This window comes from Streptomyces gottesmaniae (genome assembly GCF_031845845.1).
In the GTDB taxonomy this organism is placed as follows: domain Bacteria; phylum Actinomycetota; class Actinomycetes; order Streptomycetales; family Streptomycetaceae; genus Streptomyces; species Streptomyces akebiae.
This window is the reverse complement of sequence record NZ_JAVRFJ010000024.1, coordinates 91,270-104,814: the sequence shown is the minus strand read 5'-3', so window position 1 is coordinate 104,814 and position 13,545 is coordinate 91,270. Positions and strand designations below refer to the sequence as shown.

Here is a 13,545-nt window from a genome sequence, read left to right as displayed (position 1 = left end):
GGCTCCTCCAGGACTTCATCGGCGGCTGACCGCCGGGGCCTGTTCGGCCCCGGCGTCGATGACCGTGTCCAGCATGGCGCGGGACGCCTCCAGGTCGTCGATGGAGCGGGTGATCCGCTCCCGCTCCTGCCGAAGCTGGGCGATCAGGTCCGAACAGACCGGGACCAGACGCTCGTCCTCCTCCCGCACACACGGCAGCACCCTCGCGATCGTGTCCGTGGTCAGCCCGGCGGTGAGCAGCACCCGGATCCGGCGCACCGTCTCCACGTCCTTGTCGCAGTACACCCGATAACCGCTGGGCAGCCGCTCGGGCGTCAGCAGTCCCTGCTCCTCGTAGTAGCGCAGCAGCCGCTCGTTGACCCCGGTGCGTCGCACCATCTCGCCCATGCGCATGGATCCGCCCCCTCACCGACTTGACTCTGACACTGATGTCAGACTTTAGCGTTCCCGCATGCAGAAGAGTTCCGTGATTCTCGCGGCCCTGTGCGTGAGCGTGTTCGTCGTGGGAACCTCCGAGTACCTCGTCGCCGGGCTGCTGCCCCAGGTGGCCGAGGACCTGGACGTCTCCGTGGGCGCGGCCGGCCAGACCGTCACGGCGTACGGCCTCGGCGTGGTCGTCGGCGGCCCCCTCCTCACCCTCCTGACCGTGCGCACGCCACGCAAGGGTCTCGCCCTGTCGTTGATGCTGCTCTTCGCCGTCGGCAGCGCCGTCAGCGCGTTCGCCGGCTCGTACGAGGTGCTGCTGGCCGGCCGTGTGCTGTCCTCGCTCAGCCACGCGGCGTTCTTCGCGCTCTCCCTGGTCGTCGCCAGCCAGGTCGTCCCCGAGGACAAGGTGGGCCGGGCGACCGCCGCGGTCGTCTCCGGCCTGACCGTGGCGACGCTCCTCGGCGTGCCGCTGGGGGCCCTGCTGGGTGAACGGACCAACTGGCGCACGCCGTTCGTCGTCCTCACGGTGCTGACCCTGCTCGGCGTGGCGCTGCTGGCCGCCGTCCTGCCGCGTCGGCACGCCGAGTCGGCGGGCGCCCGCGCCGAGATCAGGATCATGGCCCAGCGCCCGGTCCTGCTCGCCATCGCCACCACCGCCGTCGGTTTCGCCGGCGTCGCCACGGTCTTCACCTACATCGCGCCGCTGCTCACCGAGGTCACCGGATTCCCCGCGTTCGTCGTCTCCATCCTGCTGCTCGCCTACGGCGGCGGCAGTTTCCTCGGCAACATCATCGCGGGGCGCCTGACCGACAGGGCTCCGGCCGCCACCCTGCGCGGCGTCTTCGCGGCGCTGGCGCTGCTGCTCGCCTGCACGCCCTTCGCGGTGACGTGGAGGCCGACGGCGGTTCTGGCCGTGCTGCTGCTGGGGCTGCTCGCCACCGCGACGATCGCCCCGCTGCAGGGCCTGATCCTGCGTCACGCGCGGCAGGCGCCGACCCTGGCGGTCTCGGTCAACGTCGGTGCCTTCCAGTTGGCCACCGCCATGGGGTCGGCGGTCGGCGGCGGCGTCGTCGCGGCCGACGCCCTGCGCTGGACCGGTCTCGCCGGCGCGGTCCTCAGCGCTCTCGGCCTCCTCGTCTCCTGCTACGCGCTCCCGCTGCGGCCCAAGGCGGAGCCCGAGGTCGCCGGCACCCCCGCGGAGGCCAGCCCCGCCACCGCTGCCTGATCCCGCTTCCCCGCCCGACTCGCTGTCCGAACCATCGCTGCGACCCACAAGGAGAGTTCCGCCATGCTCGCTGTGCAGATCGACGTCCACGGAGGCCCGGAGGTGCTTGAGGTCCGGGAGATCGCCGAACCGGTGCCCGGCCCGGGAGAAGTGCTGGTCCGGACGGTCGCGAGCAGCCTCAACCCGGTGGACTGGAAGACCCGCGCCTGGGACGTGGGCCCCCAGTTCCCGATGACCCTGGGCTGGGACCTGGCCGGCGTCGTCGTCGCGAGCTCGTCCGCCGAGTTCGCCGTGGGCGACCGGGTGATCGCCATGTCCGCGCAGATCGCCACCGGACGCGGCACCTGGGCCCAGTCGGTCGCCCTGCCGGACCACCTCCTGACCCACGCGCCGACCACGCTCAGTCTCGCGGAGGCGGCCACGCTGCCACTGGCCGGGACCACCGCGCTGCAGGCCCTCGCGAAGCTGCGGTTGGTGAGCCGCGGCCGTCTTCTGGTCACCGGGGCGGCCGGCGCGGTCGGCGGACTGGCGGTCCAACTCGCGCGACGGGCCGGCGTGGCCGTCGACGGGCTGGTTTCTCGGGCCGAACACATCGACGTCGTACGGGAGTTGGGCGCCGATACCGTGGTGGACCTCGCCACGGACCTGCCCAAGGAGGCATACGACGCGGTACTCGACACCGCGGGCGTGGACGTGTCCTCGTCGCTCGTCGAGGGAGGGCGGTACGTCTCGATCTCCGACGAGCCCCTGCCCGCCGTGCCCGGTGCCGCCAAGAGCTATGTGCAGGAGAGCAAGAAGGATCTCGCCGAGCTGGTGGAGCTGGCGGAGGCCGGTCGGCTCCGGGTGCGGGTGGCGGAGCACCACCCGGTGACGGCGGTGCGCACGGCCCACGAGCGCTTCGAGGCCGGAGGGCTGTCCGGCAAGGTCGTCCTTCTCTTCTGAGCCCTTCGGCCCGGCGCCGGCACCGCCGAGCCCGTGGTGGGTCCGCCTCCTGGACGGGCCCACCACCGGTGTCACTCAGGCGGTGTCACTCTGCCTGTGTCACCGCGGCAGGGGCGTTCCCGGGTGCGTTCGGCGGAGTTGAAGACGACCGGGCGGCAGAGGTGGGTGCACCTCGGGTTGGCTTCGGGCGGTTACGGGGGTGATGCCGCCACTTCCCCTCCGGCCCCGTGTTCCATGCGGCTCGGCGGGGGTGTGGCGGCGCTCTTGCCTGCGACCCTCAGATGTCCCGGAAGATCTCGATCTGCGCCCCCACGGTGTTGAGACGCTCCGCGAGGTCCTCGTACCCGCGGTTGATGACGTAGACGTTGCGGAGCACGGACGTGCCCTCGGCGGCCATCATCGCCAGCAGGACGACCACGGCCGGACGGAGCGCGGGCGGGCACATCATCTCGGCCGCGCGCCAGCGGGTGGGGCCCTCGACCAGGACACGGTGGGGGTCCAGGAGTTGGAGGCGGCCGCCGAGGCGGTTGAGGTCCGTCAGATAGATCGCCCGGTTGTCGTAGACCCAGTCGTGGATGAGCGTCTGGCCCTGCGCGGCGGCGGCGATGGCCGCGAAGAAGGGGACGTTGTCGATGTTCAGGCCGGGGAACGGCATGGGGTGGATCTTGTCGATGGGCGCCTGGAGTTTCGAGGGACGGACGGTGAGGTCCACCAGGCGCGTACGGCCGTTGTCGGCGACGTACTCCGGTGAGCGGTCGTGGTCGAGCCCCATCTCCTCCAGGACCGCCAGCTCGATCTCCAGGAACTCGATCGGCACCCGGCGCACGGTCAGTTCGGACTCGGTGACGACCGCCGCGGCGAGCAGGCTCATCGCCTCGACCGGGTCCTCGGAGGGGGAGTAGTCGACGTCCACGTCGATGTGCGGCACCCCGTGCACGGTGAGCGTGGTGGTGCCGATGCCCTCCACCCGTACGCCGAGGGCCTCCAGGAAGAAGCAGAGGTCCTGGACCATGTAGTTGGACGAGGCGTTGCGGATGACGGTGACGCCGTCGTGGCGGGCGGCGGCGAGCAGCGCGTTCTCGGTCACCGTGTCCCCGCGCTCGGTCAGCACGATCGGACGGCCGGGGGTGACGGAGCGGTCCACCTCGGCGTGGTACAGCCCCTCGGTGGCCGTGATGTCGAGGCCGAACCGGCGCAGGGCGATCATGTGCGGCTCGATCGTCCGCGTGCCGAGGTCGCAACCGCCCGCGTACGGCAGCTTGAAGTGGTCCATACGGTGCAGCAGCGGGCCGAGGAACATGATGATCGAGCGGGTGCGGCGAGCCGCCGCCGCGTCGATGGCGTCGAGGTCCACCTCGGCCGGCGGCACGATCTCCAGGTCGACGCCGCCGTTGATCCACCGGGTGCGCACGCCGATGGAGCCGAGCACCTCCAGAAGGCGGTACACCTCCTCGATGCGGGCGACCCGGCGCAGCACTGTGCGCCCCTTGTTCAACAAGGTGGCGCACAGCAGCGCTACACACGCGTTCTTGCTGGTCTTCACGTCGATCGCGCCCGACAGCCGACGCCCGCCGACCACCCGCAGATGCATCGGACCCGCGTAGCCCAGCGAGACGATCTCACTGTCGAGGGCTTCACCGATTCGGGCGATCATCTCAAGGCTGATGTTTTGATTGCCGCGCTCGATACGATTCACCGCGCTCTGGCTCGTCCCGAGTGCCTCCGCCAACTGTGACTGTGTCCAGCCACGGTGCTGTCGGGCGTCACGGATGAGCTTGCCGATGCGTTCGAGGTAGTCGTCTGCCATGAGGGAGAGGTTATCTCAGATATGAGATGACGCCTCTCGAGGGGTCCGTTGGGGGTGTGACACGGGCCCGTTCAGGTGATGGGTGTGATGGGCGTGATGGTCCGTCAGCCGGGCTCAGGGGCGCCGCGCGTTGCGGGTGCGGCGCCAGCCGAAGGGGCCGGGCAGGTCCATCGAGGTCGTACGGCGTCCGGTGCTGCTGTGGGTGTGGCGGGGGCCGTTGCGGCCGCCGGTGGTGATGGACCAGGAGCGCTTGTTGATGTTCAGTCGCACACCCGGCAGGATCCGAAAGCTCTTGCGGAACGTGAGCGGCATGTCTGCTTCCTTCCCTTCCCGATGTCCGACGGGTACCCCGCTCCTCGGTCCGCATCCCCACCCGCCGTACGGCAACTGGGCTCTCCCGGGCGGCGATTGCCTCAGCGCGGCGGCAGTACGCAGAACTCGTGGCCGTCGGGGTCGACCAGTACCGCCCAGTCGACCGGGCCCTGACCGATGTCGGCGGGGGCCGCGCCGAGGGAGACGAGGCGGTCGATCTCGCTCCGCTGGTCACTGCCGGCGGACGGCACGAGGTCGAAGTGGAGGCGGTACTTCCCCGCCTTCGGGGCCAGCGGCGGACCGCCCCAGGTGATCTTCGTGCCTCCCTGCGGCGACTGGATCGCGGTCTCCTCGTCCTGGTCCCAGACGAGGGGCCAGCCGAGGGCCCGGCTCCAGAAGTACCCGACCTCCTGCGAGCCGTCGCTCGCGACCGCGCCGATGAAGCCGCAGCCGGCGAGGAAGCTGTTGCCCGGCGGGATGACGCAGAACTCGTTGCCCTCCGGGTCGGCGAGGACCACGTGTCTCTCTTCCGGGAGCTGGCCGATGTCGATGTGCCGGCCGCCGAGCTCCAGCGCCCGTTCCACGATCCGCCGCTGGTCGTCGAGGGACGTGCTGGTCAGGTCGAAGTGCATCTGGTTGGGGACGGTCTTCTTCTCCTGGCTGGGCAGGAAGCGCAGCCGCAGCCCGGTGCCGTCGTCCGGCGCGAGCGCGATGCCCCCGTAGGGGTCCTCGGTCGTCTCCCGGTCCAGGACGCCGGCCCAGAAGTGCGCGAGGCCGACGGGGTCGTTCGCGTCGAAGCTGAGCGCGTGGAGGTGGGACGTCATCGCGGGGGATCTCCGATCCGTCGGCACGGCCGCGGACAGGGCTCGTCCCCCGCCCATGAGGAACAGCCATGCTAGGAAGCGCGGGAAACGCTCCGCAACGCAATAAGAGGCCCGCGCGCCCGGACCGTCGGAACGGAGATTGGCGCACGCCACATCGGGCCGGGCATGACCAGCCCGCGCCCATGTACTACTGTTATCTCGACATCGAGATATCTGCCGAGGCGCACTGCGGCCGCCACCCCGGTAAGGGGTACCTAACTTAGCCTTACCTTAGCGGATCGGCCAAGGAGGCGTGGCGGCAGGATGCGGTGGTACGCGCACATGGAATGAAGGAGACTGTCGTGTCGGCGAACAGCTTCGACGCCCGCAGCACGCTGCAGGTGGGCGACGAGTCGTACGAGATCTTCCGGCTGGACAAGGTGGAGGGCTCGGCTCGCCTGCCCTACAGCCTCAAGGTCCTGCTGGAGAACCTGCTCCGCACGGAGGACGGCGCGAACATCACCGCCGACCACATCCGTGCCCTCGGCGGCTGGGACTCGCAGGCCCAGCCCAGCCAGGAGATCCAGTTCACCCCGGCCCGCGTGATCATGCAGGACTTCACGGGTGTGCCCTGTGTCGTGGACCTCGCCACCATGCGTGAGGCCGTGAAGGAGCTCGGCGGCGACCCGGCGAAGGTCAACCCGCTCTCCCCGGCCGAGCTGGTCATCGACCACTCCGTCATCGCCGACAAGTTCGGCACCCACGACGCCTTCGCGCAGAACGTCGAGCTGGAGTACGGCCGCAACAAGGAGCGCTACCAGTTCCTGCGCTGGGGCCAGACCGCCTTCGACGACTTCAAGGTCGTACCCCCGGGCACCGGCATCGTCCACCAGGTGAACATCGAGCACCTCGCTCGGACCGTCATGGTGCGTAACGGCCAGGCCTACCCCGACACCCTCGTCGGCACCGACTCCCACACCACCATGGTCAACGGCCTCGGTGTGCTGGGCTGGGGCGTCGGCGGCATCGAGGCCGAGGCCGCCATGCTCGGCCAGCCGGTCTCCATGCTCATCCCGCGCGTCGTCGGCTTCAAGCTGACCGGTGAGCTCACCCCCGGCACCACCGCCACCGACCTGGTGCTCACGATCACCGAGATGCTCCGCAAGCACGGTGTCGTCGGCAAGTTCGTCGAGTTCTACGGCGAGGGCGTGGCCGCCACCTCCCTCGCCAACCGCGCCACCATCGGCAACATGTCGCCGGAGTTCGGCTCGACCGCCGCGATCTTCCCGATCGACGGCGAGACCATCAAGTACCTGAAGCTCACGGGCCGCAGCGAGCAGCAGCTCGCGCTCGTCGAGGCCTACGCCAAGGAGCAGGGCCTCTGGCTGGACCCGGCCGCCGAGCCGGACTTCTCCGAGAAGCTGGAGCTGGACCTCGCCACGGTCGTCCCCTCCATCGCCGGCCCGAAGCGCCCGCAGGACCGCATCGTCCTCGCGAACGCCGCCGAGCAGTTCAAGCAGGACGTCCTCAACTACGTCGACTCCGTGGACGAGTCCGGCAAGGAGTCCTTCCCGGCCTCCGACTCCCCGGCCGTCGCCCCGAACGGCGCCCCGTCCAACCCGGTCACCGTGACCGCCCCCGACGGCTCGACGTACGAGATCGACCACGGCGCCGTGACGGTCGCGGCCATCACCTCCTGCACCAACACCTCCAACCCGTACGTCATGGTCGCCGCCGCGCTCGTCGCGAAGAAGGCCGTGGAGAAGGGCCTGACCCGCAAGCCGTGGGTCAAGACCACCCTCGCCCCGGGTTCGAAGGTCGTCACCGACTACTTCGACAAGGCCGGGCTCACCCCGTACCTCGACAAGGTCGGCTTCAACCTCGTCGGCTACGGCTGCACCACCTGCATCGGCAACTCCGGCCCGCTGCCGGAAGAGGTCTCCAAGGCCGTCAACGACCACGACCTCGCGGTCACCTCGGTCCTCTCCGGCAACCGCAACTTCGAGGGCCGGATCAACCCCGACGTCAAGATGAACTACCTGGCCTCCCCGCCGCTGGTCGTCGCGTACGCCCTCGCGGGCTCCATGAAGGTGGACATCACCAAGGACGCCCTCGGCACGGACCAGGAGGGCAAGCCGGTCTACCTGTCCGACATCTGGCCCTCCGAGGCCGAGGTCAACGACGTCGTGGCCAACGCCATCGGCGAGGACATGTTCAACAAGTCCTACCAGGACGTCTTCGCCGGCGACGCCCAGTGGCAGGCCCTGCCGATCCCCGAGGGCAACACCTTCGAGTGGGACCCGCAGTCGACGTACGTCCGCAAGCCCCCGTACTTCGAGGGCATGACGATGGAGACCACCCCGGTCTCCGACATCGCCGGCGCCCGCGTCCTCGCCAAGCTGGGCGACTCGGTCACCACCGACCACATCTCCCCGGCCGGTGCGATCAAGGCCGACACCCCCGGAGGCAAGTACCTCACGGAGCACGGTGTCGAGCGTCGTGACTTCAACAGCTACGGCTCGCGCCGCGGCAACCACGAGGTCATGATCCGCGGCACGTTCGCCAACATCCGCCTGCGCAACCAGATCGCGCCGGGCACCGAGGGCGGCTACACCCGCGACTTCACCCAGGACGGCGGTCCGGTGTCGTTCATCTACGACGCCTCGCGCAACTACATCGAGCAGGGCATCCCGCTGGTCATCCTGGCCGGCAAGGAGTACGGCTCCGGATCGTCCCGCGACTGGGCGGCCAAGGGCACGGCCCTCCTCGGTGTGAAGGCCGTCATCGCCGAGTCCTACGAGCGCATCCACCGCTCGAACCTCATCGGCATGGGCGTCCTCCCGCTGCAGTTCCCCGAGGGCGCCTCGGCCCAGTCCCTCGGCCTGAGCGGCGAGGAGACCTTCTCCATCGCGGGCGTCACCGAGCTCAACGACGGCACCACCCCGCGCACGGTCAAGGTGACCACCGACAGCGGCGTCGAGTTCGACGCGGTCGTCCGCATCGACACCCCCGGCGAGGCCGACTACTACCGCAACGGCGGCATCATGCAGTACGTGCTGCGCAACCTGATCCGCAACTAAGCGGCTCAGTACGGCAGTCGAGGGCCGCATCCCCGGTTTCGGGGGTGCGGCCCTTCGCCGTCCTCGACGGCCCTTCCGTACGGCCGATCCGAGAGGGAGGGGTGCTACAACCAGCCGCGCTGGGCCGCCCGTGCCCCCAGCTGGAAGCGGCTCGCCGCCCCCAGCCGTTCCTGGAGGTCACTCACCCGGCGGCGCAAGGTCCGCAGACTCACGCCCAGATGGCGGGCCACCGCCTCGTCCTTCATCCCGGCCGCCAGCAGTCGTGTCAACGCCCGCTCACCCTCGGAGAGTTCGGCGTCCTCGGCGGGCCGGCCCAGCGGAGCCGCCTGCTGCCAGGCCAGGTCGAAGAGCTTCTGGAGGGCCTCGGTCACGGCCGAGTGCCGTACGACGGCGGCGCAGTAGCCGCCCGCCGGGGTGGCGGTCAGCGGAAGCATCGCCCGACGTCCGTCGACCACCAGCAACTTGACCGGCACCGACGGCAACACCCGGGCCAGTTCGCCGAGTTCCACCATCTTCCAGGCGTGGGACAGGACGTCCGGGTCCTCCAGGGCGGTCGCCGCGTAGACCGTGCGATACACGATCCCGCGGCTGAGCAGATCGGCCTGGAGGTCCAGCTGCGGGGTGCGGGGGGCGAGATAGGGAGGCGTGTCGAAGACACACACCTCGTGCTCGGCGTGCGCGTACAGCTCTTCCAGGCGTGCCGCGTTGGCGCCCTCGCCGGAGACCACCTCGACCAGCCGGGACGGCTCCTCGCGCAGCAGCCCCGCCTCGTACGCGGTCGCCATCTCCTCGGCGGTGGCGGCGAGCAGTTCGGACTCCGTCTCGCGCCGCCGGATCAGCGCGCGGATCGCCACCCGTGGGTCGACCGCGCGTAACCCGCCCATGGAGTCGGGCGGTTGGAGAAAGCCGAGAGCGAGCAGCCGGTCACAGGACGCCCGCACCCGCGCCGGGGAAGTACCGGTCAGCAGCGCCCAGCCTGCCGCGTCGGCATCGGGCTGATGGAGGATCGCCTGGTACACCAGCTCGTCGAAGGCGGAGACCCCCACCGCGGACCAGGGGCTCGCGGCAGGGGTCGGTCGTGCCGTGTCGTGTGCCGTGTTCACCATGTCCCGGCACGGTAGAGGATCTTTGTTAAGGCTGAGGAGCGGGTGGCGGGTGTCGCCTACTTCAGGCCGAACGCCCGCAGCACGGTCTGGTCGATCCCGTTGCCGTCGCGGTCGGTGGCCCGCACCCGCAGCGACACCGACTCGGCGTCCGCCGCCGGCTCGAACCGTGCCTCGCCGCTCTTCACCCTCACCTCCTTCCAGGACGTGCCGTCGTCGTAGGAGACCCAGGCGCGCAGGCTGCTCGCCTTCACCCCGCCCAGCTGGTCGGCGACCGGCAGATCGACCCTCAACTCCTTTCCGCTCTTCGCCCGGTTGAGGAGGTCGAGGCCCTTCGGGGCGATGCCGACGGTGAGCAGCGGCAGGGCCGTCTCGGCGGCGGTGTGTGCCGAGGTGAAGGTCCACTCCGTGTGCGTGCTCGTGGAGTACCTGGCCCAGGCCGCCCGGCGCCGCACATCCAGCTCGAAGCGGTACGAGGCCTTGTCCGCCGCCACGTCGAAGGTGCCGTGGCCGCCGAGTGTCGAGTCGCCGACCGGCTTCCCGTCCGCGTAGAGACTGCCCTTGCCGGTGCTGTCGGCGCCGTCGATGTAGCCGTAGTGGCCCGGTGTGGAGTCGGTCAGCTCCGCGACGGAGAAGGTGAGTCTGTCGCCGGTGCGGGTGGAGAGGCCGTACTCCTCGCTGGTTCCCGGGCGGACGACCTGGCGCAGCCAGTTCTCGGTGGGTTCCGTGGCCGGCTCGGTGAAGGTCCGCAGCGGGCTCCACTGGCCCCTGAGCGTGTTCCAGTTCGGGTAGACGACGTGCCAGGTACGGGTGTCGGGGTCGACGTAGTAGTACTCGTCGCGTTCCGTGCCGAGCCGCATGTACTTGCTGTTCTCGATGCTGAAGAGCTGCCAGGGCCGGTAGGTGTACAGGGTGTCCGCGCCGGTCTCGCCGGCCGTGGCCCCGTGGTAACGGGCCTTCCGCTTCACCGTGTTGGAGCGGTCGAGGGCGTAGGTCTGGTCCGCGGAGATGGCGCCGCTCTGGGCGGCGAGCAGGTTGTAGACGTACGGGCTGTCCGGTGTCCCGCCCAGCTTCAGCGTGACCTTCTTGCCGGTTCTCAGCAGCGCGGTGAGCCCGGCACCCTCCTCTCCGGTGGTGATCATCAGCGGGACGGTGGTGGCACGGTCCACGGCCTCGATCCAGAAGCCGGGCGTCTTGCGATACGCGATGAGGTAACCCGCCCCGGCCTCGGTGGCGTTGTCCAGGGCGTTCTGCGCCCGCTCCGTGGCGCCGAGCGCGACCACCGCCACCTTGCCCCTGACGTCGAGCCCCGCGAAGTCGGCCTCGGTACCGCCGCCCGCGTCCACCGCACGGACCTTGTGCTCCCCACTGATCCTCAGCGGGAAGTCCTCGTAGGTCTGCGCGTAGTAGAGCGAGGACAGTTCGGTCTTCTCCGGGCTGGTGACGCTCGCCGTCAACTCCTTGGCGTACAGCCGGAACTTGGCGGTGAACTCCAGGCTCCCCTCGGTGACCTGCTCGGTCGGCGTCACATAGAGGTGGTCGGTCCAGAAGCCCTGGCTGTAGGTGAGTCCCCAGCCGCCGCCGGGCCCTTCGCGGTGCACATTGGTGCTGAAGCCCTGGAACTCGGAGTCCTGCTTCGTCCTGGGCTTGACCTCCACCGCCTTGCGGGCGTCCAGGACGACCTCGGTGTCCTGGCCCACCTTGATCTCGGGGCTGACGACCACCGAGGTGCCGACCGCCACGCCGCCCGCGTCGCGGTCCGGGATCCAGGTCGAGATGGAGTAGGTACCGGCCGGAACCTGCCAGGTCCAGCCGGTGCCGAGGAAGCCGTACTGGTCGGGAACGGCGCCGTTCAGCTCCATGAGCGTGTAGAGCGACCCGCCGGTGGGCGCTTTGCCGTCCCGGCCCAGGAGGGAGACGGCGAGGTCGTACATCTTCGGTGCCTTCTCGAAGCCGACGCCCGTGGTGATCCGTACGCCGTCGTCGGCGGTCGCCGTGATGTGGCCCGCGTACCGGCCCTGGGGCTTCTCCGCGGGGTCGACGCCGACCGGGAGCGTGGCGGTGCCCCGCGCGGGCACGGTCAGGGTGCCGTCGACCGGAGTGACCTCGGCGAGCGACGACGAGATCTTCAACTCCACGGCCTTGTCGGTGGTGTTGGTGTAGGTGATGTCCTTGGTGACGACCTCCGTGTCGCCGTCCTCGAACTTGCCGAAGCTCAGCGTCGGGGTCGCGAACACGTGCTGGCCGACGGCCCGTACGGCGTCGACCCGCCCGTTGCCCTGCTCGAACACGGAGTCGTCGGCGTTCGTCTTCGCCGTGGTGGCCAGGGCTTCCTTGATCTGCCGGCCGGTCCAGTCCGGATGCGCCTGCGCGACCAGCGCCGCCGCGCCCGTGACATGCGGGGTCGCCATCGACGTACCGTTCGCCGCCGTGTAGTGGTCGTCGACCGGCGTCCCCATGGCGGTGCCGGCGGCACGGGCCGCCGTGATGCCCACGCCCGGCGCGGTGATCTCCGGCTTGACCGCGAAGTCACCGGGGCGCGGGCCGCGTCCGGAGAACGGGGCCAGCCGGTCCGACTTGTCGACCGCGCCCACGGTGAGCGCCGAGTCGGCGATGCCCGGGGTGCCCACCGTCTGCTCGCCGGGGCCCGCGTTGCCCGACGCGATCACGAAGAGGGCGCCGGTGGACGCGGACAACTCGTCGACGGTCTCACTGAGCACGTCGGAGGGGCCGGTCGCGGTGCCGCCCAGCGACATGGAGACGATCTTCGCGCCTGAGTTCGCGGCCCACTCCATGCCCGCGATGATCCAGGAGGACTGGCCCCGGCCGTCGTTGCCCAGCACCTTGCCGACCAGCAGCTCCGCGCCCGGCGCCACGCCCTTGCGCAGGCCGTCCGAGGCCGCGCCGGAGCCGGCGATCGTGGACGCCACATGGGTGCCGTGGCCGTGACCGTCCTGCACCGACTGCTCCGGCACGAACGTCCGGGAGTCGCCTACCCTGCCCGCGAGATCCGGGTGCCCGGTGTCCACGCCCGTGTCCAGGACCGCGACCTTCACGCCCTTGCCGTCGTGGCCCGACCGCCACACCTCGGGTGCGCCGATCTGCGGGACGCTCGTCTCCAGGGACACCTTCACCTGGGCGTCCAGCCAGAGCTTGTCGATGCCCTCACCGAGGTGCCGCGCGGCCTTCGTGGTGGGCTCGGTGCCGAGGGCGGGGGCGATGTCCGCCCAGAACGCGGTCGACTTCTCCGCGCTCAGCGCCGCGCCGTCGATCCCGGGCAACGCCCGTGTGCGCCGGGCGCCTTCGGGCGTCGCACCGCCCTTCGCGTAGGTCGCGATCAGCGGGGTGGCGCCGGTCCTGTCGTCGCCGTACCCCTGCTTCACCAGCCGGGTGACATTGAAGAGTGCCGGGTCGAGGCGGCCCGCCCGTACCAGCGGGACGGCGTCCGTCGGCAGGACGCTGACCTCGCCGTCCCGTTCGCTCGACAGGAACGTGGCGGCCTCCCGGCCCACGCCGCGCCGTACGTCGACAGCGTGCTTGCCGTTAGGTCCGGCGGTGAGCGAGACGGTGTCGCCGGTGATGAGGGTGACGGTCCGGGTGGCGGGGGCACGTGAGGTGTCGGTGCTCGTGCCGGGGGCGGTGCCGGGGCCGGCCGTCGCGGGCGTGATCGCCGCCGCGAGCAGACCGGCCGCTCCCGCCACGGCACCGAGGGCATGGAGTCTTCGCATGGGTGGTGCGTCCTCCCCTGAATCGCTGATGAACGCTTCCGGCCGATGGGCGGAAGCCAGTGATCAGAGTGGGCGGCGCGCCGAGAGAGGCTCAAGGGATTCCTGTGGCCGGTCCGTGC

9 protein-coding genes are annotated in these 13,545 nt (G+C 70.3%); 3 read left to right on the top strand and 6 right to left on the bottom strand.

Annotation, left to right across the window (positions count from 1 at the left end; genetic code table 11):
* Nucleotides 1-15: 15 nt before the first annotated feature.
* Nucleotides 16-393: a MerR family transcriptional regulator gene (locus tag RM704_RS25980; RefSeq protein WP_033529452.1), complete on the bottom strand. Its 378-nt coding sequence runs from the start codon at nt 391-393 to the stop codon at nt 16-18.
* A 58-nt stretch (nt 394-451) separates the two neighbouring features.
* On the opposite strand from RM704_RS25980, the gene RM704_RS25975 reads away from it, so the two are divergent.
* Both RM704_RS25975 and RM704_RS25970 read left to right on the top strand, forming a co-directional pair.
* Nucleotides 452-1,651 (top strand): MFS transporter, encoded by a 1,200-nt coding sequence (locus tag RM704_RS25975; protein ID WP_052146229.1) that lies wholly within the window; start codon nt 452-454, stop codon nt 1,649-1,651.
* Between the two features lie 63 nt (nt 1,652-1,714).
* On the top strand, nt 1,715-2,593 hold the full coding sequence (locus RM704_RS25970) for an NADP-dependent oxidoreductase (protein WP_033529451.1): 879 nt from the start codon (nt 1,715-1,717) through the stop codon (nt 2,591-2,593).
* A 277-nt stretch (nt 2,594-2,870) separates the two neighbouring features.
* Here the strand turns inward: RM704_RS25970 and RM704_RS25965 are convergent, their stop codons facing one another.
* The 3 genes from RM704_RS25965 to RM704_RS25955 form a co-directional block, all read right to left on the bottom strand.
* On the bottom strand, nt 2,871-4,400 hold the full coding sequence (locus tag RM704_RS25965; RefSeq protein ID WP_311591295.1) for a helix-turn-helix domain-containing protein: 1,530 nt from the start codon (nt 4,398-4,400) through the stop codon (nt 2,871-2,873).
* 114 nt (nt 4,401-4,514) lie between these two features.
* Nucleotides 4,515-4,712 (bottom strand): DUF4236 domain-containing protein, encoded by a 198-nt coding sequence (locus tag RM704_RS25960; protein WP_033529450.1) that lies wholly within the window; start codon nt 4,710-4,712, stop codon nt 4,515-4,517.
* Between the two features lie 101 nt (nt 4,713-4,813).
* A complete protein-coding gene (locus RM704_RS25955) occupies nt 4,814-5,536 on the bottom strand; it encodes a VOC family protein (RefSeq protein WP_033529449.1) in 723 nt (240 codons plus the stop codon).
* Between the two features lie 341 nt (nt 5,537-5,877).
* Between RM704_RS25955 and acnA the strand changes: the two genes are divergently transcribed.
* Entirely contained in the window at nt 5,878-8,595 is a 2,718-nt protein-coding gene (acnA, locus tag RM704_RS25950; protein WP_033529475.1) for an aconitate hydratase AcnA, read from the top strand.
* 104 nt (nt 8,596-8,699) lie between these two features.
* Here the strand turns inward: acnA and RM704_RS25945 are convergent, their stop codons facing one another.
* On the bottom strand, nt 8,700-9,701 hold the full coding sequence (locus RM704_RS25945) for a helix-turn-helix transcriptional regulator (protein WP_033529448.1): 1,002 nt from the start codon (nt 9,699-9,701) through the stop codon (nt 8,700-8,702).
* Nucleotides 9,702-9,757: 56 nt separating this feature from the next.
* Nucleotides 9,758-13,426: a S8 family peptidase gene (locus RM704_RS25940; RefSeq protein ID WP_033529447.1), complete on the bottom strand. Its 3,669-nt coding sequence runs from the start codon at nt 13,424-13,426 to the stop codon at nt 9,758-9,760.
* Nucleotides 13,427-13,545 lie beyond the last annotated feature (119 nt).

What these genes read in the sequence shown, in the direction of transcription:
- RM704_RS25980 (WP_033529452.1), bottom strand. Translation starts at nt 393, where the DNA reads ATGCGCATGGGCGAGATGGTGCGACGCACCGGGGTCAACGAGCGGCTG.
- RM704_RS25975 (WP_052146229.1), top strand. Translation starts at nt 452, where the DNA reads ATGCAGAAGAGTTCCGTGATTCTCGCGGCCCTGTGCGTGAGCGTGTTC.
- RM704_RS25970 (WP_033529451.1), top strand. Translation starts at nt 1,715, where the DNA reads ATGCTCGCTGTGCAGATCGACGTCCACGGAGGCCCGGAGGTGCTTGAG.
- RM704_RS25965 (WP_311591295.1), bottom strand. Translation starts at nt 4,400, where the DNA reads ATGGCAGACGACTACCTCGAACGCATCGGCAAGCTCATCCGTGACGCC.
- RM704_RS25960 (WP_033529450.1), bottom strand. Translation starts at nt 4,712, where the DNA reads ATGCCGCTCACGTTCCGCAAGAGCTTTCGGATCCTGCCGGGTGTGCGA.
- RM704_RS25955 (WP_033529449.1), bottom strand. Translation starts at nt 5,536, where the DNA reads ATGACGTCCCACCTCCACGCGCTCAGCTTCGACGCGAACGACCCCGTC.
- RM704_RS25945 (WP_033529448.1), bottom strand. Translation starts at nt 9,701, where the DNA reads ATGGTGAACACGGCACACGACACGGCACGACCGACCCCTGCCGCGAGC.
- RM704_RS25940 (WP_033529447.1), bottom strand. Translation starts at nt 13,426, where the DNA reads ATGCGAAGACTCCATGCCCTCGGTGCCGTGGCGGGAGCGGCCGGTCTG.